Origin of the sequence: Nocardia cyriacigeorgica NBRC 100375 (assembly GCF_000308555.1) — a bacterium.
Lineage (GTDB): Bacteria > Actinomycetota > Actinomycetes > Mycobacteriales > Mycobacteriaceae > Nocardia > Nocardia cyriacigeorgica.
On record NZ_BAFY01000203.1, the window covers coordinates 46,327 to 71,209 of the forward strand.

The following is a 24,883-nucleotide window of genomic DNA, read 5'->3' on the forward strand; positions in this document are numbered from 1 at the left end:
ATCCGGCTGTGTTCACAGCTTCGCGCCGGAGGGCCACCCGCCACATCCGTGGCGACCACGGAATCGACCACGGATCACACGCACGCAGTGCGTCCGTGCCGGCACCGGACGTCTGCGTACCGATCCGTATCCGACCGCGAAGTATGATCACGCGACCACGAGCAGGATGGGAGTCATGGCGGCGACGGTGGAGATCTCGGCGCGCGAAGCCGAGGTGCTCTCGCTGGTGGGGCAGCATCTGAGCAACGCCGAGATCGGTGCGCGCTTGTTCATCTCGGTGCGCACGGTGGAAAGCCATGTGTCCTCGCTGCTGCGCAAGCTGGAGGTGCCGGATCGCCGGGCGCTGGCCCAGCGCGCCGCCCAGCCGCAGGCCGATGCGCACCCGCAGCCCGCCCCGGCTCTGCCCAAGCCGCTGACCTCGTTCATCGGCCGGGCCCGCGAACGTGCCGAGTTGAGCCGGCTGATCACCGAGCAGCGCCAGGTGAGCGCGGTCGGCCCCGGCGGCGTGGGAAAGACCCGGCTCGCGCTGGCCGTCGCCGCCGACGCGGCCGCTGCTTTCCCCGACGGTGTGTGGTTCGTCGATCTGGTGCCGATCACCAGCCCCGATATCTGTGTGGTCGCCGGGACGGTCGCGTTCGCGCTCGGTCTGGGCGAGCAGCCCGGCCGTGGCATGGACGAGTCGGTGCTCGCCGCACTCGCCGATCGGCAGGCGCTGCTGATCCTCGACAATTGCGAGCACGTGCTCGACGGGGTGGCGCCGTTCATCGAACGCCTGCTCGCCGCCTGTCCCCGGATGACGGTGCTGGCCACCAGCCGCGCCCGGCTGATGGTGCCGTTCGAGCGCGTATATCCGGTGGCGCCGATGTCGCTGGCCGGCGCCGGTACTTCGGATGCGGTCGAACTGTTCATGGATCGCGCCGCCGCCAGCGGCTGGCCGCCGAACAACGCACTGCGCGACCAGGTGTGCGCATTCTGCGAACGGCTGGACGGTGTGGCATTGGCCATCGAACTGGCCGCCGCCCGCTGGACCACCCTCGGCCTGGACGGTCTCGAGGCCGGGCTCTCCGATCAGCTGCGCATGCTCTCGGGCGGCTCCCGCGCCGAAGACCGGCACCGCTCGGTGCGCGCCGCCCTGGACTGGAGCCACGACCTGCTCGATCCCGACGACCGGTTGCTGCTGCGGCGGATCTCGGTGTTCATGAAGTCGTTCACCGTGCAGGCGGCGGCGCGGGTCGGTGGGCTGGATCTGGGTGTCGCCGCCGACGGGTTGGCCCGGCTGGCCGAGCAGAGCCTGCTGGTGGTGGCGGCCACCGCGAACGGGACCGAATACCGTGCGCTGGAAACCATTCGGCAGTACGGCATGGAACGCCTCACCCAGGCAGGCGAACTCATCGACACGCGGTCCCGCCATCTGCGCTGGTGCCTGGCCGAAGCCGAGGCACTCGACGTGATCGGCCCCGATTGGCGCTCCCGATTCGACCGGGTGGCCGACGATTTCCGGGCCGCCATGGCCTGGGCCGCCGATCGGCCGGAGCAACGCACCGATACCCGCGAACTCGCCGAGCGGATGGCGCGACTGTGCTTCACTCGCAACCTGATCGGCGAATCCCAGATGCGCTACGAGCAGGCCGCCGCACTCGCCGACGACGCGGCTGTGGCCGCGTCGATGCTGCGGCAGGCGGCGGGCGCGGCCGGTTGCCAGCTGCGCGGCGAGGACATGGACCGTCTGCACCGCGAAGCCGCCGAGGCCGCCCGCCGTTGCGGCGACTCCGCGGGCGCGGCCTGCGATCTCGCGACCGCGGCCGCCGACTCCTACCGGTTCGCGGGCAAATTCGTCCGCGTGCTCCCGCCTGCGGAATCGCTGACCCTCATCGCCGAGGCCCGGGAACTCGCCGGCGACGACCCGCGGGCGCAGGCGGCCATCGCCTTGGCCGAGGCCGGGCGCATGCTCACCGAGAATCTCACCGGGCAGCACCCGCACGGCGAGGTGGTGCCGGAAATCCTCGCCCGTGCCGAACACGCCGTCGACCTCGCCCAGCGCACCGGCGATCCGCTCGCCTTCTCGGCAGCACTCGACACGCTGGCCGGCGTGCAGAGCTGGGCCGGTGACACCTTCGGTGCCGCCGCCACCACCCTGCGTCGGATGGCGGTCCTGGACACCGCTCCGCGAACCCCGGCCGCCACTCATGAGCTGATCGAGGCACTCGGCGAGGCCACCGAGGCGAGCCTCGGCGCGGGTGACCTGCCCGGTGCCCGCCGCTGGGCACGCCAACTGGCCGATCATCCGTTGCTGGCCGAGGTCGGGCACCGCGCCACGAGCTGGCTGCTGGTGACCGACGCGCTGGCGGGTGACGTCGAGCAGGTCCGCATCCACAGCGTCCGCTTCCTCGACTCCTGGCAGCGCGCGGGCAGCCCCGCCCGTTCGCTACTCGGTCCGGCGATGGCCGGTGTGGCGATGATCCACGACCTGCGCGACGACCAGGACGCACACGCCGAATGGGCCGAGTACGCCCGCCGAGCAGACGCCACGCCCGTGCGAACCCACGGCTACGGCGCCGTCTTCGACGCACTCGCCATGCTCCACCACGGACAGCCGGCCCAGGCATCGCAACGCATGGCCGCCGCCCCCGACGAGGTGTGGCGCTGGGTCACCTGGATCTGGCTGCACTGGTACGTCGCGCTGCGCGCCGAGGCCGCGGTCCTCGCCGGGAGCCCCGAGGCGAGCGACCGCATCGCCGAGGCCCGAAACATCGTGGCGGGCAACCCTATTGCCGAAGCGCTCGTGGAGCGTGCCGAAGCCTTGTTCGCCGGGGACCCGCAGCGAACGCTCGCGACGGCCGCCACATTCGACGCCGCGGGCTGCGGCTACCAAGCGGCACGGTCCCGAATACTGGCCGGCGACGACCGGGGCGCCGCCGCGATCGGCGACCTCGGGCTCACCCCGATGGCACCGGGTCCACAAAAACCCATTTGATCGGCTTCCTACAGTGGAGTGCGTGATCCGTACCGCCGCCCTCGCCCACATCCGTGACCGCCGCCTCATCCAGACGCGTTCGGTGGGGAAAGAGGTCTTCTACATGGCGGGCGGCAAGATCGACCCGGGTGAGACCCCGGTCGAGGCGCTGCATCGTGAGATCCGCGAGGAACTCGGCGTGGGGGTCCGGGATGTCAGCGAGCTGGGTGTCTTCCACGCCGAGGCCTACGGGCACGCGCCGGGCACCCCGTTGCAGATGAACTGCTTCACCGCCGATCTGACCGGCGTCCCGACACCCACCAGCGAAATCGCCGAACTGCGCTACTTCACCGTCAGCGAATACGCGGCCATGGATCACGTGGCGCCCGGTTCGATGATGGTGTTCCGGCACCTGCACGAGCTCGGTCTCATCGACTGGTGAAAGCGGGTGCTGAACGTCAGCTTTCAGCACCCGACGCCTACACACCCGGCCTTCGCGTAAAGCCCACTACCACTTCGTTTCCCGGCACCTCATCCGCCGCGCAACCATGATCGCCGTTCGATCTCGGCCGCACAACAAACCCGTAGCAACCGAAAAACCCAGTGCGGTGGGAAAACTCGCCCGGTAGACTGCACAGTGCGCCCGGAACGAGCGCAGCGGCGCCCCCACCCGAGCCACCTCGGCTCATCAGGGTGAAGCGATGCGCCATCACCGAACTCATCCCGGGCGTCCAAACTTCCCGCCGCGAAACACGGTCTACGGCAAACCATACGAGCGAGTGTGCCTCGCACCGACCTCGCGCACCTACGTACGAAACCTGCCGATCAAGACGCGACGACCGCCGCCGCACAACGTGCGGGCCCTACACGCCTCGCCAGCCGACAGGCTCGACCCCGTCTCACTCTGTCGTCACCCCAGCGTGCAAGCGCGTCGAGCAGTGTCGCATCCGACTCGGCGACACGGCGACACGGCGGCACGGCGGCACGGCGGCACGGCGGCACGGCGGCACGGCGGCACGGGCCGGAGTGTCGCGCCGCATACGGCACGGCGGCGATCCGATGCCCTCAACGACATCGGGCCCGAGACCGTGGTGTGGTCTCGGGCCCGATGCGAACTTCAACACTCAGCCGGTTTCAGCACGTCCGCCGGCGTCGGCGCGTCCATCGGAATCGGCACGCTTCCCGGCGTCCTCCTCCGCGTCCGCGCGCAATGCGATCCCCGGCTCGGTCCCCTCATCGGCTGCCTGGTCCGGCTCCGGATGCTCGGGCTCGAACTGCTCGGGCAGATTCTTCAGATGCTTGTTCATCGAGCGCACCAGCAGGAACGTGCCGACCAACAGGATCAGCACGATGATCAGACCGAACGGCGAGGCCTTGCCGAATTCGGGGCCGGTGGGTGTGCCCGGGGTTTGGGCGAGTAGAGCGAGCATCACCGGTGCTCGTCCTCGATACCGGCGAACAGGTCGTTCTCGGGCAGGGCGGTGCGCACGCGGGTGCGGGCCAGTTCGAACTCCTCGGTCGGCCACAGCCGCTGCTGGATCTCCAGCGGGACCGCGAAGAACGCGCCGTTGGGGTCGATCTGGGTGGCATGCGCGCGCAGGGCGTCGTCACGCTGCGGGAAGTACTTGGCGCACTCGACCTGGGTGGTGACCCTGGTCATCACATCGCCGCGCTCGACGGCGTACTTGCGCATCCGGTCCAGCCACTCCCGCATCGGGAACGGCTCGCCCATACGCTCGTACTCCTCGGCGAACACCTCCAGCCGGCGGATGCTGAACCCGTGGTCGTAGTACAGCTTGAGCGGTGTCCACGGCTCGCCCGCGTCCGGGAACTTCTCCGGATCGCCCGCCGCCTCGAACGCGGCCACCGACACCTCGTGGCAGCGGATGTGGTCCGGATGCGGGTAGCCGCCGGTCTCGTCGTAGGTGGTCATGACGTGCGGTTTGAACTCGCGCACCACCCGCACCAGCGCCTCGGTGGCCTCTTCCAGCGGGACCAGCGCGAAACAGCCCTCGGGCAGCGGTGGCAGCGGGTCGCCCTCGGGAAGGCCGGAGTCGACGAATCCCAGCCAGGTCTGCTTGACGCCGAGCGCGGCGGCCGCCGCCGCCATCTCCTCGCGGCGGATCTCGTCGATCCGGTCCAGCACACCGGGGGTATCCATCGCCGGGTTCAGGATGCTGCCGCGTTCGCCGCCGGTCAGCGTGACGACGAGGACATCGTTGCCTTCATCGGCATACCTTGCGGTGGTCGCGGCGCCCTTGCTCGATTCGTCGTCGGGGTGGGCGTGCACCGCCATGAGGCGAAGGCCACTCACTTCACGTTCACCGTCGCTCTCGCATCGCGGGTGGGTCGGGAGATTCCCGTCAGGTCTTCGTTCTCTATAGTTCCATTCCGACCGATTCTGTTCCGACCTACCCCCCGCGAGCGCCGTCACACGCCCGCAGCGGGGCCCGAAGGACGCGCATGACCGCCTCGATGCTCGCAACCGCATGCTTGCGTAACCACGCAGGGGCTCGCGGGCATGCGAAAGGTGGCACCGCATGACCGAGCCGGACCCAAGCCGCGCCGCCGACGTCGCGGCCCGCAATGCCGACCGCTACGGCGCCCGCCCGTCCGGCCAGCGGACCAGGCGCAAGCTGATCGCGCTCGGCCTCGGCCTGGTGGTGCTGGTGGCCGGGGTCGTGGTGGCCTATCTCGGCTGGTCGAAGTACGGCCCGGACGACATCCAGGCCGAACAGCTCGGCTACACCGTCATCGACGACTCGACCATCGAGGTGCGGATCAAGGTCACCCGCGACGATCCCACCGAGCCCGTGGTCTGCTTCGTGCGGGCGATGTCGAGGGACAACGCCGAGGTCGGCCGCCGTGAGGTGCTGATCGTCGGGGCCGACCCGAACGCCACCGAGGACTACGGCACCATCGAACTCACCACCCATGTCCGGTCCTCCGAGCGGCCGTCCTCGGCCAGTGTCTACGGATGCACCGACAAGGTGCCGCAGTACCTGCGCGCGGGCTGAAATAACGCCGTTACGGCGCGAACTGTTCAGAAAATAAACTCCGACCTGCGCATTTATGAACCATGCTAAAATGGCTTCACGCACGGTTCCGGGGCACGGAGCCGTGTTTGCTGCATTGGCGGCCGGCGCGGTTCCGGATCGGCGAGATTATCCGGGATCAGGTCTGTGAAGGTTCGAAGAACTTCCCAGGAACGCTCCAGCCGTCTGCTTGTGCATGCCCGCGTGCGGGTGGGTACACGCAGTATCAGGGAATCCTGGCTCGCCGGGAACAACTACTAGGGAGTGATCGAGATGACTGAGACGCAAGTGACCTGGCTGACCCCGGAGTCGCACGACAGGCTCAAGAGCGAACTCGACGCGCTCATCGCCAACCGTCCGGTCATCGCCGCCGAGATCAACGAACGCCGTGAAGAGGGCGACCTCAAGGAGAACGGCGGATACCACGCCGCGCGCGAGGAGCAGGGTCAGCAGGAAGCTCGCATCCGCCAGCTGCAGGAGCTGCTGAACAACGCCAAGGTGGGCGTCGCGCCCACCAAGTCCGGCGTCGCGCTGCCGGGTTCTGTGGTCAAGGTCTACTACGACGGCGACGAATCCGACACCGAGACCTTCCTCATCGCGACCCGCGAAGAGGGCCTCAGCGACTCCAAACTGGAGACCTACTCCCCCAATTCGCCGCTGGGCGGTGCGCTCATCGACGCGAAGGTCGGCGAGACCCGCGAATACACCCTGCCCAACGGCAACACCATGAAGGTGACGTTGATCAGCGCGGAGCCCTACCACAGCTGATCCGGCCCGCGGCCGGCGTCGCCCGGCCGGGCCCACAGACGCGAACGGCCGCATCCGGTTCTCCGGATGCGGCCGTTTCGTCATCTGCTCGCTCTCAGCTCAGCGCCTGCTCGAGGTCGGCGAGCAGGTCGCTGACGTCTTCGATACCCACCGACAGCCGCACCAGATCCGCGGGCACCTCGAGCATCGAGCCCGCGGTGGAGGCGTGGGTCATGGCCGACGGATGTTCGATCAGCGATTCCACCCCACCCAGCGATTCGGCCAGGGTGAAGATCTTGGTCCGAGAGCAGAAATCGCGGGCCGCGTCGGGGCCGTCGTGCAGCCGCACCGAGATCATGCCGCCGAAGCGGCGCATCTGCTTGTCGGCCACCGCATGGCCCGGGTGCTCGTTCAGGCCGGGGTAGATGACGTGGGAGATCTTCGGGTGCCGGGTCAGGAACTCGGCGAGGGTCTCGGCGTTGTCGCAGTGCCGGTCCATCCGCAGGGCCAGGGTCTTGGTGCCGCGCATGGTGAGGAAGGCATCGAACGGGCCGGGGACAGCGCCCGCGCCGTTCTGCAAGAACGCGAACGCGGCGTCGAGCTCGGCATCGTTGGTGATCAGCGCGCCACCGATGACGTCGGAGTGACCGCCCAGGTACTTGGTGGTCGAGTGCACCACGATGTCGGCGCCCAGCAGCAGCGGCTGCTGCAGGTACGGGGTGGCGAAGGTGTTGTCGACCACCAGCTTGGCGCCGGCCGCGTGCGCGACGTCGGCGAGGGCGGGGATGTCACCGATGCTGAGCAGCGGGTTGGTGGGGGTCTCGATCCACACCAGCTTGGTGTTGGGACGGATCGCGGCGCGCATCTCGTCGACGTTGAACACGTGCGCGGGCGAATGCTCGATGCCCCACTGGCTGAACACCTTGTCGATGAGCCGGAAGGTGCCGCCGTAGGCGTCGTCGGGGATGACGATGTGGTCACCGGGACGCAGGGTGGCGCGCAGGGCGCAGTCGGTGGCGGCCATGCCCGAGGCGAAGGCGCGGCCGTAGCGGCCGTCTTCCAGCGCGGCGAGGTTGGCTTCCAGGGCGGTGCGGGTGGGGTTGCCGGTGCGGGCGTATTCGTAGCCGTCCCGCAGGCCGCCGACGCCGTCCTGGGCGAAGGTGGAGCTCGCGTAGATGGGCACGTTCACCGCGCCGGTCTGGGGATCGGGATCGAAACCGGCGTGCACGGCCCTGGTGGAGAATCCCAGCTCACTCATGTGCCTCAGCCTAAAGGCAGCGTTTTCCGCGCCGACGGCCGGTTCTCCCGTTGGGCGTGTCGGCTCCCGCGACGCCCGTTTACGCTGTCCCCATGGTGACCGTCGAAGAACTGTTCGCGATCGATGCGCTGCTGACCGACACCGAACGCGAGATCCGCGACACCGTCGCGGCGTTCGCGGCCGAACGGCTGCGCCCGCATATCGCCGATTGGTTCGAGGCGGGCACCTTCCCGGCCCGCGATATAGCCCCCGAACTGGGCAAACTGGGTCTGCTCGGCATGCACCTGGAGGGTTACGGCTGCGCTGGCATGTCGGCCACCACCTACGGACTGGCCTGTCAGGAGTTGGAGGCCGTCGACTCCGGTGTGCGCTCGATGGTGTCGGTGCAGGGTTCGCTGGCGATGACCGCGATCCACAAGTTCGGTTCCGAGGAGCAGAAGCAGCAGTGGCTGCCGGAGATGGCGGCCGGCCGTGCGCTCGGCTGTTTCGGGCTGACCGAACCCGACTTCGGCTCCAACCCCGGCGGTATGCGCACCCGGGCGCGTCGCGACGGCGACGACTGGGTGCTCAACGGCTCGAAGATGTGGATCACCAACGGCTCGGTGGCCGATGTCGCGGTGGTGTGGGCGCAGGTCGACGTCGACGGTAAACAGGTCGTGCACGGCTTCCTGGTGCCCGCGGGCACCCCCGGTTTCACCGCGCGGGAAATGCATCGCAAGCTCTCGCTGCGCGCCTCGGTGACCGCCGAACTCGATTTCGACGAGGTGCGGCTGCCCGCGGACGCGCAGCTGCCCGAGGCGCGTGGACTGTCCGCGCCGCTGGCCTGCCTGAGCGAGGCCCGGTTCGGCATCATCTTCGGCGCGCTCGGCGCGGCCCGCGACTGCCTCACCGCCACCATCGAATACGCCCGCACCCGCGAGGTTTTCGACAAACCGCTGGCCGCCTATCAGCTCACCCAGGCCAAGATCGCCGATATGGCGCTGGAGTTCGGTAAAGGACAGCTGCTGGCACTGCATCTGGGCCGGTTGAAGGATCGCGGCGAGATCGCGCCGGAACAGATCAGCGCCGGCAAGCTCAACAGCACCCGCGAGGCCATCGCGATCGCGCGCGAATGCCGGACGATTCTGGGCGCCAACGGAATCACGCTGGACTACCCAGTGCTGCGCCACGCCAACAATCTCGAATCGGTGCTCACCTACGAGGGCACCGCCGAGGTTCATCAGCTGGTGCTCGGAAATGCGCTCACCGGAGCCAAAGCGTTCCGGTAGGCGGTAATTCGCGGCGGCGCCGGCGCGTCCGGCGCCGCACCTCACTCGGCGCCGGAGCGCGCGCGGAGAACATTGTTACCGCTCGTCATTCGAGGGCCATCTGGATGTCACCCATCGGCCCAGGCGATCGCGCACGCTATAACCGCACCCGAAGACGGGTTCGACGCAGGGGAATCGGCGGGTGCGCTGACACCGAAATGCGGAGGTGCGCAATGAACTCGCTGTCGTCCGGGACCGCCGTCCACGCCACGGTCACCGACTATCGCCAGAGTTACCGAGCGCGTGAACGTGGAACGCTCGCCGACCCGGTCGACGCCCGCCCGCTACCCGATCAGCGCGACCTGGTCGCGGCCTTCGCGGGCCGCCGCGAGGAACATCCGCTGCTGGACTGGGCGCAGGAACTGGCCGATCTGCACCGCGCCCGGCAACGCAACCCGCTCGCCACAGCCGGAATCGATTGCCGGCGCCACGAACTCGTCGCCCGCATCGACAACTGGGTGCGCACCCGCATCCCCGGCCGCTACGCCACCCGGCAACTACGCGCCGCCTCCCTCGGCGCCACCGTCGACCGCATGGCCGCCGCCCACGTCCACGCCAGCCACCTGCTGCACACCGCCGAACGCGTCTCCGACGACCGCGTGCATGCCGCGTGGTACCGGCTGGCCCTGCTGGCCGACACCTGGACCGACCTGATCACCAGCGCGCCCGAACAAGGACGAACGAAGCGGCGATACGAGACCGGCGCGACGCCGTAGACGGCGAGTCGTCACGCGTGTTTCCCGGCACCGCCGCCGCGACCCTTGCCCGGGCAAATCGGGTTTCGATAAGGTCACAGCCAGCCGAGGGGGCGGAAATCCGAATCCGGTCCCGTATTCACGTGACCAGGGTCGGGAGGAGCCGGTGATGAAGCTGGTGAAGGGGCGGTACCTGCTCGCTATCGGGGCTGTGGTGTTGGTTGCGGCGGGGTGTGGGGGGTCGACGGAGGGGGACGCGCAGCCGGTGGGGTCGACGGGAAGTACGAATGGGGCGGGGAGCACGAGTACGACTGAGGGGTCGATTCCGGAGAACGTGCCGAGCGGGTTCGATCCGTGTGCGGATATCCCGCAGGAGGTGCTGGACTCGGAAGGCCTGCGCAACGAGTCGAATTCGGATGCGATTGGCCCGAACGGCACCAAGTGGCAGGGGTGCGGTTGGGTCCAGACCGACGGTTACGCGCCGTCGATCCGAGTCACGAATATCACTGTCGACATGGTTCGTGACAACAGCGGGCGCGTAATCCGTGACGAGTACACCATCGACGGCCGCGACGCGATCGCGTCGAATCCTGACGATGAAAAGGACCCGCGCTCTGTGTGCACCCTCCATGTCGCCATGAACGATGGCAGCCTCGAGTTCCTCTTGGACAACCCGTCGTCTCGCAAGAAGACCGGCCACCTCGACACCTGCCAGCTCGCGCGAACTCTTGCCGAAAAAGTTGTACCGCTGATCCCGCCCGGCGCATAGCACGACACTGCTTTCCGCGATCGACCTACAACGGGGGAATTCTTACATGAGCGACGACACACCACAGCAAGCTCTTGCGGGGCTGATCACCGATGCCACCGAAGGTCGGCTTTCCGTCCAGATCAGCGGTGACGTCAGGGTCAATGCAGAAGAGTTCGTCTACATCGACCGCGACTGCACCGCGTTCAAGGACCTCATCATGGAGCTCCAACGAACGGCAACTGAAATCTCGGACCAAGAAAAATGGGGGTTGGGCGAGGATCAGGACCCACTCTCATCTGCGAGCATTCTCGTCAGCCGGTTCCGAGAGAAAGCCAAGGGCTCCGACAACAGCGTTTACTCCATCCTCGAAGAGCACTACAAGATCGTCGACGAGATCCAGCAACTCCACAAAGCGATCGCTCAGCGCTACATCGACACCGATGAGACGTTCGCCGCCCGCTACAACCAGCTCACGGCGGAACTACCGCCGCCGGGGCCGATTGCCCCGACGCGTACCCAGCCCGGCGTCGTCCCCGTAGCGAAGTAGGCGGCGATGTCCGAGATTCAGAATGAACTGCCGCGAATCAAGGACGGCGAGAACCCCGACCATCTGGCGCACGCTCAGATCAATGCCGCGTTCACGCCGTTGAATACGACCGAAGCGTTCGCGGCGGCGAACAAGTTCACCGAGATCGAGAACAAGTGGACCGATGGGGTTCGGGTGTTCGCGGCGCGGATTCAGCGCTCCAGCTCGGCCGCCTGGGATGGTCCGGCGGCAGAAGCGGCCCGTTCGGCGCTGTCCAATTACACGACTCGGGCCCAGGATCTGTCTCCGGTGTTGCAGGCGCTGGGCAACCGCGTCTACGGCGCGGTCGATTCGATCAATTCGACCAAGCGTGAACTTCCGGAGGTGGTCGAGAAGGGCAAGACGTGGACTCCGACGCTCATGCCGGGGCCCAGCGCCATCGCCCGCGCGGTGCGCGATGACGCCGAGGCCACCGCACGCGAGGTGATGGGCACGCATTACGTGAAACCGTTCGTCAAGGCCGACAGCGAGATTCCGGTGCTGCCGAAGCCGGATGACCCCACCCAACCGCTGGTTCCGCCGGTGAAACCGCCGACCGAAGGCCGCGAGTGGGAAGGCGGGGGCGGCGATACCGGCGGCGGAGATGGCGGCGGTGACGGCTCCGGCGGCGGCGATCAGGGCGGCGGTGGCGACCAGGGCGGTACCGAAGGAGAAACCGAGGAGAACACCGGCACCGAGGAAACCGGCGGCGAAACCACCGAGGAGCAGCAGGATCCGACGACCACGGCGGCGAATACCACCACCCCGCCGAGTACGCCGGCGAGCACCACGTCCCGCCTGACGGACCCGTCACTCACCTCCACCACACCGGCGGGCGTGAACTCCGCCGGGTACTCCCCGACCGGTGTGCCGGGCGGTCGGACGGGTGGATCGACAGGCACGGGCGGCATGGGGCGCGGAGGCGGCGCGGGTGCCGGACCCGGTTCCGGTGGCTCGGGTTCCGGCAGCGAGAAGCCGGGTGCCGGGCGCAGCCTTCCCGGCGGTCCGGGCGGCCTCGCCGCTCAGACCGGCGCGGGTGCGGCTGCCGCCGCGAGGGCTGCCGCGACCGGGCGCGGCATGATGGGTATGCCGATGGGCGGGATGGCTCCTGGCGCGGGGCGGGGCGGCAATGCCGAGGAGAACGAGCACAAGACGCCGGATTATCTGGTCACCGCCGAGAACACCGATGAGCTGCTCGGTGAAGTTCCCAAGACGGTCGCGGGTGGCGTGATCGGCGGTGATGTGCCCTCGGCAGCACCGGTGCGCGAGCAAGACGGGGAGGGCAGCCGTTGACCGAATGGAACTGGGACCCCGATGATTTCGCGGCCCTCTGGTACAGCGACGCCCACGACCGATTCCCGCGCCCGCTGCGGTATGTCAGCCGCTTCGCTTTCCTCGGCGAAGCGGCGGCGCACCGCGAGAAGGTGCGCGCGGGCTACGACCGCGACGAACTCGAACGTATCCAGCTCGCATTCCACACCCTCGCCGCATCCGATTTCCGCATCGAAATACTCGGCGGGACAACGAAAACCAAGCGCGGCAGGGAAGGCGAGTACCGCGTCGTCGGGGCGAGTACGGCGTATCAGGCGGTCGTGCTGTCGCAAGCGGCCTACGACGGCGTCGACGGGCCGATCACCTGCCGGCTGTTCCGCCCCGAGCATCTAGCCGGCCGGTTGACCGCGGCCATGCCCTCCTGCGCACCCGGCAAGCAGCCTGCCGCGACCTTCCACCTGGCCGACCTCGATCCCGCTCGCACGCCGCATCATTCGAGCTTCGCGCACCGCAGCCCGCGCGAGGAATATCAGCGCCTGGCCCTGCGCCCGGCCGACGGCGGCGGCAATGCCTGCCTGTTCACCGGACCGCTCCACAGCCGCCCCGACCCCTGGTACGCCACCCAGTGGTACGACATCACCGGGGACGGCCGCTACCAGGAACACCGCATCCGCGACCAGCTCACCGTTCGCCCCGCGACCGGCGCCACCCTGACCGAGCAGTTCGCGCACTGGATCGAACGGGCCCGCCGCCGCATCCGCGAGGAAGCCGAGGAAGCTGCCTGGTAATGCGGGCGACCGGTCCCGACGATGCCGGTTGAGACCCCCGGCGAGGTCGATCCGACCGAGCGGCCAGAGCGGGGGCCACACGATCGCCCACTGCGGGCGGCGGCTGGTGAGTCCGTTCGCCGACGAGTATCTCGCCCCCCAGTTTTGGGGGCGCTCTGAGCCGCGCTCGGGTACCTCGACCCGCGGTACTGTTCGCTGTCCCCACAGACAGCGACCGAACAGTCTGTTCCTTCGACAGGTGTGTCCGGCTGCCGTCATCGATTGACAGAGAGACCTTTGGTGAAGCGCATTTTTGCAATTGGGCTGGCTTTCGTCGCGGTAGCGGCGGTGGGCTGCGGCTCGGAAGAGTCCACGACCGCGGATACCTCGTCCGTATCGGCCGCGGCCGACACCGAGGGCGGCGACGCGCAGCAGATCCGCGACCTCATCGCGCAGCAGGAGCCCGCGATGGCGACCTTCGACTTCGACCGGATGGCCGAACTCACCTGCACCAAGTACCGCGACCAGGTCAAGAACCTGCCGGACACCATGTTCCCGCCGCTCAGCTCGGCGGGAACGGCCGAGGAGTTCGCCGCCAAGCCGGCCGATCAGCTGGCCGCCGCGCTGAAGGCCGAATACCCAGCCGCCTCCGACGAGAGCATCAACAACCTGGTCGACGCGTTCATCCGCTACGACGAACCGGCCTACAAGGCGGCGAATCTGGCCATCATGCGCGAAACCACCACGGTCACCGTCGACAAGGTCGACAACATCGAGGTGACCGGGGATACCGCCACCGCCGACCTCACCACCACCTGGAAGAACGAAGGCGCGGAGTCGGAAACCAAGACCGAACCCAACGCCTACGTCAAGGAAGACGGTAAGTGGTTGGACTGCCAGCAGCCCTCGTAACGGGCACCGACGCCGGGATGCGGGCACGGCGGTGATCGCCTTCCTGCCAGGTAGGGCCAATCCGTCGGCGGCAGGCCCGAGACCACGCGGGTAACCGGTCCCCGGCGACGGTACGCCGGAGGCCGGCGCGGCCGGCCGCACCGGAAGCCGCACGCCGTTATGCCCGAGCCGGTAGTCACCGGCTCGGGCCGGCGGCTTTCAGATCCGGGTCATGGTCGAGGCGTATCCGCCGCCGCCCGGGTACACCCATTCGCCGCTGACCGTGGTGCCTTCGGCGTCGAAGGTGCCCTTGTAGTAGGCCGGGCTGCCTTTGGCTCCGCCCCAGATGGTGAGGGTGTCACCGTCGAGTTCGTAGACGTAGTCGAAGGTGTTGCCGACCGAGTCGTAGTACCGGGAGACCACGTCGGGGCCGGTCGGTTCACCAAACGGGTGCAGGTTGCCGATCACTTCCAAGCCGGTGACAGGCTCGCCGTACTGGGTGAGGTCGACGTGCTGGAGCAGGAAGAACCGGCCGGGCATCCATTCGTAGCGCACGGTGCCTTCGGCGCCGCCGCTGACTTTCCAGGTGCCGACGAGGCGGTCCAGGGCCTGGAGCTCGGGGGTGGGCTGCTGCTGGCTGTCGTTCATCGTCTTACTCCTTCTGTGTGGGTCGTTCGCTGGTACCTCGGAGCGATCACGGGGTCTTCGACATCCCTCGACTGTGAGCTGAATCACTTCCGAGCAGTGTCGGGATCTGCCAGGCGGCTCCGAGGTAGCAAGGGAGAACCCACCACCACATCGGAGGACCTGTGAAATATCTGCTGCTCGGCTACACCCCCGCCGCCGCATGGGACGCCGCGACCGCCGACACCCCGTCCGAGGAGGCGCTGGCCGCGTTCGCCACCTACCAGCAGCTGGAAAAGGAACTGTTCGCCTCCGGCGAGTTGGTCAGCACGGAGGGGCTCGGGCATCCGGCCGTGAGTACCACCGTGCGCAAGACCGACGATGGCGTGGTCGCCACCGACGGGCCGTTCGCGGAGTTGAAGGAAGTACTGGCCAGCTTCGCCGTGATCGACGTCGCCGGACACGAACGGGCGGTGGAGATCACCGCGCGTATCGTCGAAGCGCTCGGCGAGCCGATCGAGATCCGCCCGATCATGGGCGAGGAATTCGGCGCGTGACCCCGGAGATCGAGGACCTGTTGCGCGCCGAGGCGCCGCAGGTCCTCGGTGCGCTGGTCCGCCGGTTCGGGCGCTTCGACATCGCCGAGGACGCCGTGCAGGAAGCATTGCTGGCCGCGGCCCAGTCGTGGCCGGTCGAGGGTGTCCCGGAAGGCCCGCGCAGTTGGCTGATCCGCGTCGCCTACCGGCGCATGGTGGATCTGCTGCGCTCCGATCAGGCCCGCAAGCGTCGTGAGCTGGAAGCCGGCGCGGCCGAGCTGGCCATGGCCGAACCCGCACGGGCCGGGCAGGTCGGCGGCACCGACGACAGCCTCACCCTGCTGCTGCTGTGCTGCCATCCCGCACTCGGCCACACCTCGCAGGTTGCGCTCACTTTGCGTGCGGTCGGCGGCCTCACCACCGCCGAGATCGCGCACGCCTACGGCGCGAGCGAGGCCACCATGGGCACCCGGATCAGCCGCGCGAAACAACAACTCGCCAAGGCGGGCGCCCGTTTCGCCCTCCCCACCGGCGACGACCGCGACAGCCGGATGGCCGCGGTCCTCCAGGTGCTGTACCTCATCTTCAATGAGGGCTACACCGCCACCGCCGGCGCCGACCTCACCCGCGTCGACCTCACCGCCGAGGCCATCCGGCTCACCCGGATGCTGCACGCCACCCTCCCCGGCGATGCCGAGGTGACGGGTCTGCTCGCGCTGATGCTGCTCACCGAATCGCGCCGCGCGGCGCGGACCGAGGCCGGTGAACTGGTACCCCTCGATCAGCAGGATCCCACGCAGTGGAATCGCGACATGATCACGGAGGGAACGGCTCTCATCGACAGCGTCTGGAACCGTGCTCCGGCCGGTCCGTACCAGATCCAGGCCGCGATCGCCGCCGTGCACGCCGCCGCCGAGCCCGGCCACACCGACTGGGCTCAGATCGCGATGCTGTACCTGTGGCTCGAGCGCCTGACGCCGACACCGCCGGTCCAGCTGGCTCGCGTGGTCGCCGTCGCACACGCCCACGGCCCCGAACGGGGTCTGGCCCTGCTCGACGACCTCAACCAGCGCCACCACCTCGACAGCAACCCGTTGACCCGGCAACGCGAACACGCCGTCCGCGCCCACCTCTTACAGCAGGTCGGCGACAGCAGCACCGCTGCCGAACTCTTCCGCCACGCCGCCGAACTCACCGACAACCAGGTCGAGCAGCGCTACCTGCGCGACAAGGCCGACGGAATCATCTGACTACCGCCAGCGATCGCCACCGCCGCACGGGCCGACTCGACCGACCACCGCCACCACGCGGTCACCGAAAGGCCGGAGCGTTACAACAGATAGAGGCGTTCGGTCGGGAGCCGGGGCAGGCCGCGCGGGTCGGTGGGGAGGATGGCGGCGGCGCCCGGGTGGTGGCGGGTGCGCCACTCGGTGATGAATCGTGTTGCGGCGCTGGGGCAGATGGCGAAATCGAAACGCAGGCCGTGCAGGAAGACGCTGAGGTGCACGTCGGGTTCGTTCGGGCGCGGTGAATCGTTCGCCTCCGCGTCCGGGTGCGCGCCGAAAACTTCTTGGCAGGCAGCGCTACTCGACGCACCACCCGGCCCGTCACGCCGAGGACCGCCACTCGGCCCGGTGCCGGTCTCCTCACGCCAGGACGAATCGGGCTGCGCACCGGGACCCTCGAGGCCGACACGACTGCTCGAGGCGATACCCGGCTTGTCATGCCAGGGGCGACCGGTGAGCTCTGGGTCGGACTCATCGAGCCAGGGCGGCAGGCCCACGGCGCCAGGATTCGTCGTGCTGGGCGTGCCGGTCGGCGGGAGGTCGGGGTTGTGGGGGCGTGGGGTTCTGTTCATCGGGGATATCCCGCGGTCGGGGTACGCAGCCAGCCGCCGCGGCCGGCGCAGGTGCGGATCGAATCGATCACCGTGAGGCCGGAGGGGCGGAAGGGGCTGCGGGGTGGCTGGATCCAGCGGCGGAAGCGTTCGCCCTGGTCGGTCGGTGAGGGCAGGGCGATGGTTGCGCCGGTGCGGACGACGGAGACGTCGAGGCGGAACATCTCGGCGAACAGGGCGGTGTCGTCAGGCAGGTCGGGACGGATCAGGAAGGTCCAGCGGCCCGAGCGCATGTGGGAGATGATCGGACCTACTCCGGAACCGGAGTCGTGGTCGCGAGCGCGGCGCAGATCGCCGTGCACGGCCAGGCCGAGCGCCGAGGGCATCATCAATCCCCACACGTGATCGGCGCGCATGACGATGCGGCCGATCTCCGGTGGGTCGATCCAGGCGGGCAAATCGCAGACACGCCGATAGAACTGGCAGCGGGAACGCGGTGTGTCGCCGAACGGAACATTCTCCATCGCAGCACCTTTGGGTCGCGGGTAGACTCGGGTGCGCTCGGCCCGGTGTGATGACGGACACCGGATCGGGAATTGAGGGAGGGGCGTTTCCGGAGCAACTCCCACCGAGCGCGAACACAGTTGAGCACCGCCGATCCGGCCGAATCCAGCCGATCGAGCGATGTCCGCGAATCGCGGGGAATCACCAGGACCAGGGGCAGCTTGATAGCGGTTTGCTGTCGCGATGACAGCGCCGTCCGGAGAATTCCGACAGCGATGTGCTGCCGGACCGACAGACAGCCAAGGGGACACGTCATGAACACAGAGGACGGCACCGGCCCGTCACTCCCACTCCGCCAACTGGGAAACTACTTCCGCCGCGCCCGCAGCGACGCCCACCTCACTCTGGACCAGGTGGCGGCGTTGATGGAGTGGAGTCCGAGCAAGCTGAGCCGATTGGAGCGCGGGCAGCCGGGGAAGTTGACGACTCGGGACATCGCGGCGCTGTGCGAGTTGCTCGAATTCGAGGACAACCAGACCGCAGTGATGATCGGGCTCGCCCAACAAGCAGCCGTCCAAAGTTGGTGGCATACGTTCGACGATCTGATCCCAGAGAATCTCAACGTCTATGTGAACATGGAGAGTTCAGCCCGCCAGCTCACCATGTTCCGGCCTGACATCATCCCCGGGCTGCTGCAAACAGCCGACTACGCACGCGTTCTGGATCGAGACTTCTTCCCGCCCGATGCTGCTGATGGACAATCACGGCGTATCGAACTTCGGATGAAGCGTCAGCGGATCTATACGCGCAAGGTCAAACCAGTCGACGTCGAGGTGGTCCTGCATGAGTCGGCGCTGCGCACCATCGTCGGCAGGCCAGCAGTCATGGCTGCACAGCTAAGGCATCTCGCGGACGTCAGCACTCGCCCGAACGTTTCGATCCGAGTATTGCCGTACAAAGTCGGGTTTCCGCTTGGCGGACCGGTCGGGCCATACGTGATTCTGGACTTCCCCACAAAGCCTGGTGGAGAAGCGGATCCGACTGTCGTTTACATCGAGAACTACACAGGCGACCTGTACCTTGAAGGGGAGCACGACGTCGAGAAGTACCGCTTCGCGTCGGCCAAGATCCAGCGCAATGCGTTGGACGCCGTTTCCAGTCGAAACTTGTTCCGGCAGCTGGCAAAGGAGTTCAATCCATGACTACTGACCTATCCGGAGCGAACTGGTTCAAGAGCAGCCGAAGCTCCGGTGAGTCGGAGTGCGTTGAGGTCGCCCACCTGAACCACAATCGCGTAGCCGTCCGGGACTCCAAGAACCCCACCGGCCCGGCACTCATCTTCACCCCAACTGCCTGGGACAGTTTCACCTCCACCCTCCAGCACGAAGGGTTCCCGCCCAGCGCGTAACCGCATCCCCGCCGGGCGCTACATGAGCAGAAGGCCTTCTCGGTCGATGCGCGAATCATGTAGCGCCCGGCGATGCGATACCGGAATGAGTGCGGGCGAAAAGTTCTGTGGTGGTCACGAGGACGTCACGATGACCGCCACCACAGCGCGGCGTTACTGTGATCTCCATTACGCATGGGCGCTTGTCCTGATCACAAGCACGATCAGATAGCCGCAGGTAGCGAGTGATAGCGGGTCGGCAATACCGTCCGAAAATGAATTTGAATGATGGATTTTCACAAAATCCGCTGGCAGAGAGCCCTTTCCATTCTTGGGACGGACGGAAGGGTCCGCCGTAAACTCCGCGCCGTCCGGCAATACGCCGGGCGTTTCGCGTGAGTAAGGGATTCCAGGAATGAAGTTCGGCACCTTCGCCGCCACCACCGTCGTCGCCGTCGCCGCCCTCGGCATCTCCGCGGGCACCGCGCATTCGAAACCACCGACGGTCACCGAGGAACTGCGCGCCCAGGGTGTCGAGCAGGGCATCGACTACACCACCACCTCCGACCCGTCGGGCCGCACCATCACCACCAAGGTCGAGGACGGCACCTTCGAGGTCGTCGAAGGCGAAGCCGACAAGGCCGATCGCGCGGTGCTGAAATCCGAGGACGGTGCGGTGGTCGCCGAGATCCCGCTGGCCTACGAGATCTCGGGCGCGCGGGTGTCGGTCGCCCACGAAATCGCCGACAACGGCCGCGAACTCACCCTCACCACCAAGCCGTCGGCCAAGGAGATCGGCGAGATGCGGCCGATCAGCTCCATGTCGCGGCTGGTGGCCGAGCTGGAGAAGAACGTCGTCGGCGTGGTCGCGGGCGCGGTGATCGGCGGCCTGATCGGCGCGGTGATCGGCATGGGCTTCTTCACCCTGCTCACCGGCCCGATCGGCGCTGTCGTCGGCGCGCTCGCCGGTGGCGCGATCATGGGCGGGCAGCCGTTCGTCGATGCCATCATGGCCGTCCTCAACGGCCAGCCGTGACCGAGCCCATGTCCGGCAACGACAACCCCACCCCGAGCCGCAGCAGGCGGCGGATGACGAATACCGCGTTGATCGTCGCGATCGGCGCGTTCGTCACCGCGGGCATCCTGATCGTCGGCGTCTCGGTGCTGGCCTCCTCGTTCGAATCCACCGTCGCCGAGGCCAAACAAGGCGCCACCTCCACCAGCGCGACCACCACGACGGCACCCTCGTCGGCGAAACCGGCTCCGGCGACGCAGCCGGGCCTGGCGCCGCCGGTCACCACCACATCGACGACCACCACCTCCGCCACGCCCATCGCGGCGAACAAGACCGCGAAGGAAGCGGTGGCGCTGACGGTGGACGTCGGCGACTGCGTGGTCCTCGACCCGGATCCGAAGAAGGTCGGCACCACCGCCTGCGGCAGCCCGGATTCCACCTACCGGGTTGTCGACAAGACCGGAGAAGGCGGCAGCTGCCCCTCCGACGCCGACCACTCCCACTCCGTCGACAAGACCACCCTCTGCCTCGACATCGACTGGACCATCGGCTCCTGCATGACCTTGAAGCCCGCCCCCGCCCGCATCCCGTGCACCTCCCCAGACGGTGTGAAAGTGGTTGCGGTGAAGCAGAACACCACCGAGGTGGACACCTGCCCCGACGCCGACCGCGGCTTCGTCTACTCCGAACGCAAGTTCGTCATCTGCTTCGCGGATCTATAGCCCAGGCGGACCGGCGAATTCGCCGCGGCGCCTCGGTCCCGCGGCCCGACTAGCATGACGACGTGCCATCTATCGCGCGGCTGCGTCCCGCTGTGTCCGGGCTGTTGGTGATCGGCGCCGCGGCGCTGTCGGCCTGCGGGGAGGACGTTTCCGGCGAGGCCCGGCCTGCTGCCGAGGACGCCGTCTCCTGTGATGCGGCGGTGGTCCTCGTTCTCGATGTGTCGCTGTCGATGGAGGCCACCGATGTCGCCCCGTCCCGGCTGCTGGCCGCGCAACAGGCCGCGCGTGATTTCGCCGCAGGTCTGCCGCAGCGCACCCCGTTGGGCTTGGTGACGTTCGCGGGCACCGCGAGCGTGCTGACCTCGCCGACCACCGATCGCGGCGCATTCACCAGCGCCCTCGAAACGGTGACGTTGAGCGAGCGCACCGCGACGGGTGAGGGCATCTACGCGGGGCTGTCGGCCTTCGCCGCGCGCGGAAAGCGAAGGCCCGCACCGGATCGTCCTGCTCTCCGACGGGAAGCAGACCGTGCCGCTGAGTTTGGACGAGCCACGCGGCGCCTATACGGCAGCTCGGGACGCGCAGCGAAAGAATGTGCGCATCTCGTCGATTTCACTGGGCACTCAGCAGGGCTATGTCGAGGTACCCGACGCGTCGGGCGCCGGAGCCCAGCGCGTCCGGGTGCCGAGCGACCCCGAATCGCTCGGGGAAATCGCCCGGCTCGGCGGCGGAGATTTCTACGAAGCCACCAGCCGCGACGAACTGACCACGGCCTTCGAAGCGATGACCTGCGGCTCGTAATCGCGCGGGGTACCGCGGTCGTAGATCGCGCTCGGATGCGTGCCCGCGGCCGCACCGGACCGAGCCCTTCGGCGCTGCCGACGGGCGATGTGCGTGTGCCGACCCGAAGTAACCGAGCACACACTCGAACCACCCAGGCATGCCGACCATCGTGCGCCGGGCCGGCCGGCGTCGGCCCGCGAACAACCCGATTGCTAGCATGACCAGGTGTTTTTGCTCGGCCCCGTATTGATCGAACAGTCGGCGCGTCGCAGTATCAAACGCCTGCACAAGATGTACGGGGCCCCGGCGCTCGCGGCAGCGGCAGAGCTGCCCGCGCTCTCGGCGGCACTCGACCAGCATGCGGCCGCGGTACGCGACATCCTGGAGTTCGGCGTCGACCCCGACCACGGAACCCCACCTGTGGTGCTGCTGACCGCCTACGCCCGCGGCCTCCTCGACCAGGCGCGCGAGACCGCACCCGCGCCGCTCGGCCCCGAGGACAGCCCGCCCGGCCCACCGGGCGTCCCGGTCGACACCGCGGGCTGGTCGGAGGCGGACTGGATGGTGCTGCGGCTGGCGGCGGTCTGCGTGAGCGCCGCCCCGCACCTCACCTGACGCGCCGACGCGACGGCATAACAGAATCCCCCGCCGATCCTCGATCGGCAGGGGATTCGTCCCGAGTGATGGATGGCTACCGCATGTGGCGGCCCTCGCCGTAATCGCCGTAACCGCCGCGCGGCTCCTGCGGCCACTGCCGACCGGGATCGGTGGGCTGCTCCCACTGCTGCCCGCCGGCGCCCGGCTGGTTACCCCAGCCCGCCTGGCCCTGCGTTCCCGGCTGGTTCGTCCATTCCTGCGAGCCACCGCCCGCGGGCTGGTTCGCCCACTGCGGCTGCTGCGCCGTTTCCGCCGGCCGGCCCGCGGTCTGCTGCTGCCGAGAGGCGTCCTCCCGGCCCCGCTGATAGGCCTCGGCCCGTCCCTTGGCCGCCGGGATCTCGTCCTCCAGGTTGCTCAACCAGCCTTCCCAGCGCTGCTGCATGGGCCGCACCAGACCGCCACCGACGCCGACGACCATGATGCCGCCGATCGTGGCCAGCACCGTGATCAGGATGGGCGTGGTCACCGAGGTCGCCACACCGATCTGGTTCAGTGCGGCGATGATGCCGACACCCCAGATGAAGATCGCGGCGAGCCGGCCGAGCATCGAGCCGAAGCTCAGGCCCGAGAGCACATTGGTGACGATGTCGCGCACCGCCCGCGCGATGGCCGCGGCGACGACCACGATCAGGATCGCGACGGCGGCCTTCGGCAGCCAGGCGACGATCCCGTTGAGCATGTCGCTGACCGGGTTCGGCCCGAAGACACCGAAGCCCAGTTGCAGAGCGATCAGCAGAATCGCGTAGTACGCGAGCTTCGCCAGCAGGTCGGAGGCGTCGTATTTGCTGCGGGCCAGCATCTGATTGATGCCACCGCGCTCGACGAGCCGGTCGAAGCCCACCCGCTCGAGCACCTTGTTCACGATGGTCGCGACAGTCTTCGCGATCAGCCAGCCGATCAGCAGGATGACCAGGAAGCCGACGAGCTTGGGCACGAACGTCGCGACCGAGCTCCAGGCATCGGATAGCCCCTGCTGAAAGTCGATGGCCAAACTTGTAGTTTGCACAACCTTTCCCTTCGCTCGCCGATGCGCCGTGGCGGCTGCCGCGGCCCGTCCATGCCGGAATTACCCAGCGGAATATCGGAGAACCGCGAAGTTGCCAAAAATTTGCGAATCTTCGGCGAGCGAAAGGTTCAGGCAGGCCTACTTTCCGATGGCGCCGGTGCTCAGGAACCCCAGCAGATCATGGCGGGTGATCACGCCGACCGGTTTGCCGTCCTCGACCACCATCAGCGCGTCCGAATCCGACAGCGCCTTGGTAGCCGCGGAGATCGGCTCACCGGAACCGATCAGCGGGAACGACGGCGACATGTGCTGGGCCACCGAATCGGTGAGGTGCGCGCGGCCCTCGAAGACGGCCGAGAGCAGATCGCGTTCGGAGACGCTGCCCGCGACCTCTCCCGCCATGACCGGCGGTTCGGCGCCGACGACGGGCATCTGGGAGACGCCGTATTCGCGCAGGATCTCGATGGCGTCGCGCAGAGTTTCCGACGGGTGGGTGTGCACCAGGTCGGGCAGGGCGCCGGACTTGCCGCGCAGCACGTCGCCGACGAGCGGTTCGGCGGTGCTGCCGTCGAGACGGGTGCGCAGGAAGCCGTAGGAGCTCATCCACTCGTCGTTGAAGATCTTGGACATGTAGCCCCGGCCACCGTCGGGCAGCAACACCACGACCAGCGCGTCGGGATCGCGGCGCGCCACCTCGATGGCGGCGACCACGGCCATCCCACAGGAGCCGCCCACCAGCAGGCCTTCCTCGCGGGCGAGGCGGCGGGTCATGTCGAAGGAGTCGGCGTCGGAGACGGCGATGATCTCGTCGGGCACGCTCGGGTCATAGGCCGAGGGCCAGAAGTCCTCGCCCACGCCCTCGACCAGATACGGCCGGCCGGTGCCGCCGGAGTACACCGAGCCCTCGGGGTCGGCGCCGATGATCTTGACCTTCCCGCCGGAGACCTCCTTGAGGTAGCGGCCGGTGCCGGTGATGGTGCCGCCGGTGCCGACGCCGGCGACGAAGTGGGTGACCTTGCCGTCGGTGTCGCGCCAAATCTCCGGACCGGTGGTTTCGTAGTGGCTGTCGGGGCCGCCGGGGTTGGAGTACTGGTCCGGCTTCCAGGCGCCGTCGATCTCGCGGACGAGGCGGTCGGAGACGCTGTAGTAGCTGTCCGGGTGATCCGGCGGGACGGCGGTCGGGCAGACCACGACCTCGGCGCCGTAGGCGCGCAGCACGTTGCGCTTGTCCTCGCTCACCTTGTCGGGGCAGACGAACACGCACTTGTAGCCGCGCTGCTGCGCGACCAGCGCCAGGCCCACACCGGTGTTACCCGAGGTCGGCTCGACAATCGTGCCGCCCGGGCGTAGCTGCCCGGATGCTTCGGCGGCCTCGATCATCTTCACCGCGATCCGGTCCTTGGAGCTGCCGCCCGGGTTCAGGTATTCGATCTTGGCGGCCACCACACCGGCGTTCGGCCCCACGACCGAGTTCAGCCGGACCAGCGGGGTGTTGCCGATGAGGTCCACGACATGATCCGCGATGCGCATGACTCCATCGTTGCAGAACCGTTGCCGGTAGGTGCGGGCCG

At 68.1% G+C, this 24,883-nt stretch carries 27 protein-coding genes and 1 pseudogene; 20 read left to right on the top strand and 8 right to left on the bottom strand.

The features are described from left to right. The first annotated feature begins 175 nt into the window (after positions 1-175). Positions 176-2,974: an ATP-binding protein gene (locus RJ05_RS20925; protein ID WP_036539780.1), complete on the top strand. Its 2,799-nt coding sequence runs from the start codon at positions 176-178 to the stop codon at positions 2,972-2,974. A gap of 22 nt (positions 2,975-2,996) precedes the next feature. Next, positions 2,997-3,395, top strand: coding sequence for an NUDIX hydrolase (locus tag RJ05_RS20930; protein ID WP_194987865.1), 399 nt, complete (start codon positions 2,997-2,999; stop codon positions 3,393-3,395). A gap of 682 nt (positions 3,396-4,077) precedes the next feature. On the opposite strand, the gene RJ05_RS20935 is transcribed toward RJ05_RS20930, so the two are convergent. Together RJ05_RS20935 and mca are read right to left on the bottom strand one after the other, a co-directional pair. Then, complete coding sequence (locus RJ05_RS20935) at positions 4,078-4,383, bottom strand: hypothetical protein (RefSeq protein ID WP_051016778.1); 306 nt, start codon at positions 4,381-4,383, stop codon at positions 4,078-4,080. Beyond that, a complete protein-coding gene (gene mca / locus RJ05_RS20940; protein WP_232052199.1) occupies positions 4,383-5,267 on the bottom strand; it encodes a mycothiol conjugate amidase Mca in 885 nt (294 codons plus the stop codon). Before mca ends, RJ05_RS20935 begins: the two co-directional genes overlap by 1 nt. A gap of 226 nt (positions 5,268-5,493) precedes the next feature. Between mca and RJ05_RS20945 the strand changes: the two genes are divergently transcribed. Together RJ05_RS20945 and greA are read left to right on the top strand one after the other, a co-directional pair. Then, on the top strand, positions 5,494-5,970 hold the full coding sequence (locus RJ05_RS20945; RefSeq protein WP_036539685.1) for a DUF4307 domain-containing protein: 477 nt from the start codon (positions 5,494-5,496) through the stop codon (positions 5,968-5,970). Between the two features lie 291 nt (positions 5,971-6,261). Further along, on the top strand, positions 6,262-6,756 hold the full coding sequence (gene greA / locus RJ05_RS20950) for a transcription elongation factor GreA (RefSeq protein WP_036539687.1): 495 nt from the start codon (positions 6,262-6,264) through the stop codon (positions 6,754-6,756). A 94-nt stretch (positions 6,757-6,850) separates the two neighbouring features. Here the strand turns inward: greA and RJ05_RS20955 are convergent, their stop codons facing one another. Continuing rightward, on the bottom strand, positions 6,851-7,993 hold the full coding sequence (locus RJ05_RS20955; RefSeq protein WP_036539689.1) for a cystathionine gamma-synthase: 1,143 nt from the start codon (positions 7,991-7,993) through the stop codon (positions 6,851-6,853). 92 nt (positions 7,994-8,085) lie between these two features. On the opposite strand from RJ05_RS20955, the gene RJ05_RS20960 reads away from it, so the two are divergent. From RJ05_RS20960 to RJ05_RS20995, 7 genes are all read left to right on the top strand, one after another. Next, positions 8,086-9,261, top strand: coding sequence for an acyl-CoA dehydrogenase family protein (locus tag RJ05_RS20960; protein ID WP_036539691.1), 1,176 nt, complete (start codon positions 8,086-8,088; stop codon positions 9,259-9,261). 212 nt (positions 9,262-9,473) lie between these two features. Next, positions 9,474-10,016 (top strand): DUF4254 domain-containing protein, encoded by a 543-nt coding sequence (locus tag RJ05_RS20965; protein ID WP_036539693.1) that lies wholly within the window; start codon positions 9,474-9,476, stop codon positions 10,014-10,016. Between the two features lie 148 nt (positions 10,017-10,164). Continuing rightward, positions 10,165-10,764, top strand: coding sequence for a DUF3558 domain-containing protein (locus RJ05_RS20970; protein WP_036539782.1), 600 nt, complete (start codon positions 10,165-10,167; stop codon positions 10,762-10,764). A gap of 46 nt (positions 10,765-10,810) precedes the next feature. Next, on the top strand, positions 10,811-11,293 hold the full coding sequence (locus RJ05_RS20975) for a hypothetical protein (RefSeq protein ID WP_036539695.1): 483 nt from the start codon (positions 10,811-10,813) through the stop codon (positions 11,291-11,293). A gap of 6 nt (positions 11,294-11,299) precedes the next feature. Then, the gene (locus RJ05_RS29485) at positions 11,300-12,604 is read left to right on the top strand and encodes a hypothetical protein (protein ID WP_051016779.1); all 1,305 of its coding nucleotides are present in this window, start codon (positions 11,300-11,302) and stop codon (positions 12,602-12,604) included. Beyond that, a complete protein-coding gene (locus RJ05_RS20990) occupies positions 12,601-13,371 on the top strand; it encodes an ESX secretion-associated protein EspG (RefSeq protein ID WP_036539703.1) in 771 nt (256 codons plus the stop codon). The genes RJ05_RS29485 and RJ05_RS20990 overlap by 4 nt, the downstream gene beginning before the upstream one ends. Positions 13,372-13,650: 279 nt before the next feature. Continuing rightward, positions 13,651-14,262, top strand: coding sequence for a hypothetical protein (locus RJ05_RS20995; protein ID WP_138445571.1), 612 nt, complete (start codon positions 13,651-13,653; stop codon positions 14,260-14,262). A 198-nt stretch (positions 14,263-14,460) separates the two neighbouring features. On the opposite strand, the gene RJ05_RS21000 is transcribed toward RJ05_RS20995, so the two are convergent. Continuing rightward, on the bottom strand, positions 14,461-14,889 hold the full coding sequence (locus tag RJ05_RS21000; RefSeq protein WP_036539706.1) for a hypothetical protein: 429 nt from the start codon (positions 14,887-14,889) through the stop codon (positions 14,461-14,463). Between the two features lie 161 nt (positions 14,890-15,050). Here RJ05_RS21000 and RJ05_RS21005 point away from each other — a divergent pair, with 161 nt between their 5' ends. Next, positions 15,051-15,422: a YciI family protein gene (locus RJ05_RS21005; RefSeq protein WP_036539708.1), complete on the top strand. Its 372-nt coding sequence runs from the start codon at positions 15,051-15,053 to the stop codon at positions 15,420-15,422. Next, positions 15,419-16,651 (top strand): RNA polymerase sigma factor, encoded by a 1,233-nt coding sequence (locus tag RJ05_RS21010; protein ID WP_085996255.1) that lies wholly within the window; start codon positions 15,419-15,421, stop codon positions 16,649-16,651. The genes RJ05_RS21005 and RJ05_RS21010 overlap by 4 nt, the downstream gene beginning before the upstream one ends. Before the next feature lie 80 nt (positions 16,652-16,731). Here the strand turns inward: RJ05_RS21010 and RJ05_RS21015 are convergent, their stop codons facing one another. Further along, entirely contained in the window at positions 16,732-17,259 is a 528-nt protein-coding gene (locus RJ05_RS21015; protein ID WP_138445572.1) for a hypothetical protein, read from the bottom strand. After that, the gene (locus RJ05_RS21020) at positions 17,256-17,762 is read right to left on the bottom strand and encodes a hypothetical protein (RefSeq protein ID WP_036539713.1); all 507 of its coding nucleotides are present in this window, start codon (positions 17,760-17,762) and stop codon (positions 17,256-17,258) included. Before RJ05_RS21020 ends, RJ05_RS21015 begins: the two co-directional genes overlap by 4 nt. A gap of 294 nt (positions 17,763-18,056) precedes the next feature. Between RJ05_RS21020 and RJ05_RS21025 the strand changes: the two genes are divergently transcribed. The 7 genes and pseudogenes from RJ05_RS21025 (at position 18,057) to RJ05_RS21050 (ending at position 22,264) form a co-directional block, all read left to right on the top strand. Continuing rightward, complete coding sequence (locus RJ05_RS21025; RefSeq protein WP_036539717.1) at positions 18,057-18,944, top strand: helix-turn-helix domain-containing protein; 888 nt, start codon at positions 18,057-18,059, stop codon at positions 18,942-18,944. Beyond that, positions 18,941-19,150 (top strand): DUF397 domain-containing protein, encoded by a 210-nt coding sequence (locus tag RJ05_RS21030; RefSeq protein ID WP_036539720.1) that lies wholly within the window; start codon positions 18,941-18,943, stop codon positions 19,148-19,150. The genes RJ05_RS21025 and RJ05_RS21030 overlap by 4 nt, the downstream gene beginning before the upstream one ends. 394 nt (positions 19,151-19,544) lie before the next feature. Then, positions 19,545-20,165: a DUF8020 domain-containing protein gene (locus RJ05_RS21035; protein WP_036539723.1), complete on the top strand. Its 621-nt coding sequence runs from the start codon at positions 19,545-19,547 to the stop codon at positions 20,163-20,165. After that, positions 20,162-20,866 carry an LppU/SCO3897 family protein gene (locus RJ05_RS29490; protein ID WP_051016781.1) on the top strand — a complete coding sequence of 235 codons (705 nt, stop codon included), beginning with the start codon at positions 20,162-20,164 and terminating at the stop codon, positions 20,864-20,866. Before RJ05_RS21035 ends, RJ05_RS29490 begins: the two co-directional genes overlap by 4 nt. 230 nt (positions 20,867-21,096) lie before the next feature. Next, a pseudogene (locus tag RJ05_RS32935) lies at positions 21,097-21,285 on the top strand (VWA domain-containing protein); the annotation flags it as partial. Between the two features lie 109 nt (positions 21,286-21,394). Further along, the gene (locus RJ05_RS32455; RefSeq protein WP_051016782.1) at positions 21,395-21,667 is read left to right on the top strand and encodes a vWA domain-containing protein; all 273 of its coding nucleotides are present in this window, start codon (positions 21,395-21,397) and stop codon (positions 21,665-21,667) included. A gap of 207 nt (positions 21,668-21,874) precedes the next feature. Further along, positions 21,875-22,264 (top strand): DUF6401 family natural product biosynthesis protein, encoded by a 390-nt coding sequence (locus RJ05_RS21050; protein ID WP_036539725.1) that lies wholly within the window; start codon positions 21,875-21,877, stop codon positions 22,262-22,264. A gap of 76 nt (positions 22,265-22,340) precedes the next feature. On the opposite strand, the gene RJ05_RS21055 is transcribed toward RJ05_RS21050, so the two are convergent. Together RJ05_RS21055 and RJ05_RS21060 are read right to left on the bottom strand one after the other, a co-directional pair. Then, positions 22,341-23,297: a mechanosensitive ion channel family protein gene (locus RJ05_RS21055; RefSeq protein WP_228788581.1), complete on the bottom strand. Its 957-nt coding sequence runs from the start codon at positions 23,295-23,297 to the stop codon at positions 22,341-22,343. Positions 23,298-23,450: 153 nt separating this feature from the next. Then, complete coding sequence (locus RJ05_RS21060) at positions 23,451-24,842, bottom strand: cystathionine beta-synthase (protein WP_036539731.1); 1,392 nt, start codon at positions 24,840-24,842, stop codon at positions 23,451-23,453. Between the last annotated feature and the right edge of the window lie 41 nt (positions 24,843-24,883).

Excerpts from the sequence above, each read along its gene's own strand:
- RJ05_RS20970 (WP_036539782.1), top strand. The coding sequence starts at position 10,165 with ATGAAGCTGGTGAAGGGGCGGTACCTGCTCGCTATCGGGGCTGTGGTG.
- RJ05_RS20975 (WP_036539695.1), top strand. The coding sequence starts at position 10,811 with ATGAGCGACGACACACCACAGCAAGCTCTTGCGGGGCTGATCACCGAT.
- RJ05_RS20945 (WP_036539685.1), top strand. The coding sequence starts at position 5,494 with ATGACCGAGCCGGACCCAAGCCGCGCCGCCGACGTCGCGGCCCGCAAT.
- RJ05_RS21000 (WP_036539706.1), bottom strand. The coding sequence starts at position 14,889 with ATGAACGACAGCCAGCAGCAGCCCACCCCCGAGCTCCAGGCCCTGGAC.
- RJ05_RS21030 (WP_036539720.1), top strand. The coding sequence starts at position 18,941 with ATGACTACTGACCTATCCGGAGCGAACTGGTTCAAGAGCAGCCGAAGC.
- RJ05_RS29485 (WP_051016779.1), top strand. The coding sequence starts at position 11,300 with ATGTCCGAGATTCAGAATGAACTGCCGCGAATCAAGGACGGCGAGAAC.
- RJ05_RS21035 (WP_036539723.1), top strand. The coding sequence starts at position 19,545 with ATGAAGTTCGGCACCTTCGCCGCCACCACCGTCGTCGCCGTCGCCGCC.
- RJ05_RS20960 (WP_036539691.1), top strand. The coding sequence starts at position 8,086 with ATGGTGACCGTCGAAGAACTGTTCGCGATCGATGCGCTGCTGACCGAC.
- RJ05_RS20955 (WP_036539689.1), bottom strand. The coding sequence starts at position 7,993 with ATGAGTGAGCTGGGATTCTCCACCAGGGCCGTGCACGCCGGTTTCGAT.
- RJ05_RS21020 (WP_036539713.1), bottom strand. The coding sequence starts at position 17,762 with ATGGAGAATGTTCCGTTCGGCGACACACCGCGTTCCCGCTGCCAGTTC.
- RJ05_RS21025 (WP_036539717.1), top strand. The coding sequence starts at position 18,057 with ATGAACACAGAGGACGGCACCGGCCCGTCACTCCCACTCCGCCAACTG.
- RJ05_RS20965 (WP_036539693.1), top strand. The coding sequence starts at position 9,474 with ATGAACTCGCTGTCGTCCGGGACCGCCGTCCACGCCACGGTCACCGAC.
- RJ05_RS20935 (WP_051016778.1), bottom strand. The coding sequence starts at position 4,383 with ATGCTCGCTCTACTCGCCCAAACCCCGGGCACACCCACCGGCCCCGAA.
- RJ05_RS21015 (WP_138445572.1), bottom strand. The coding sequence starts at position 17,259 with ATGAACAGAACCCCACGCCCCCACAACCCCGACCTCCCGCCGACCGGC.
- RJ05_RS20925 (WP_036539780.1), top strand. The coding sequence starts at position 176 with ATGGCGGCGACGGTGGAGATCTCGGCGCGCGAAGCCGAGGTGCTCTCG.
- greA (WP_036539687.1), top strand. The coding sequence starts at position 6,262 with ATGACTGAGACGCAAGTGACCTGGCTGACCCCGGAGTCGCACGACAGG.
- RJ05_RS21060 (WP_036539731.1), bottom strand. The coding sequence starts at position 24,842 with ATGCGCATCGCGGATCATGTCGTGGACCTCATCGGCAACACCCCGCTG.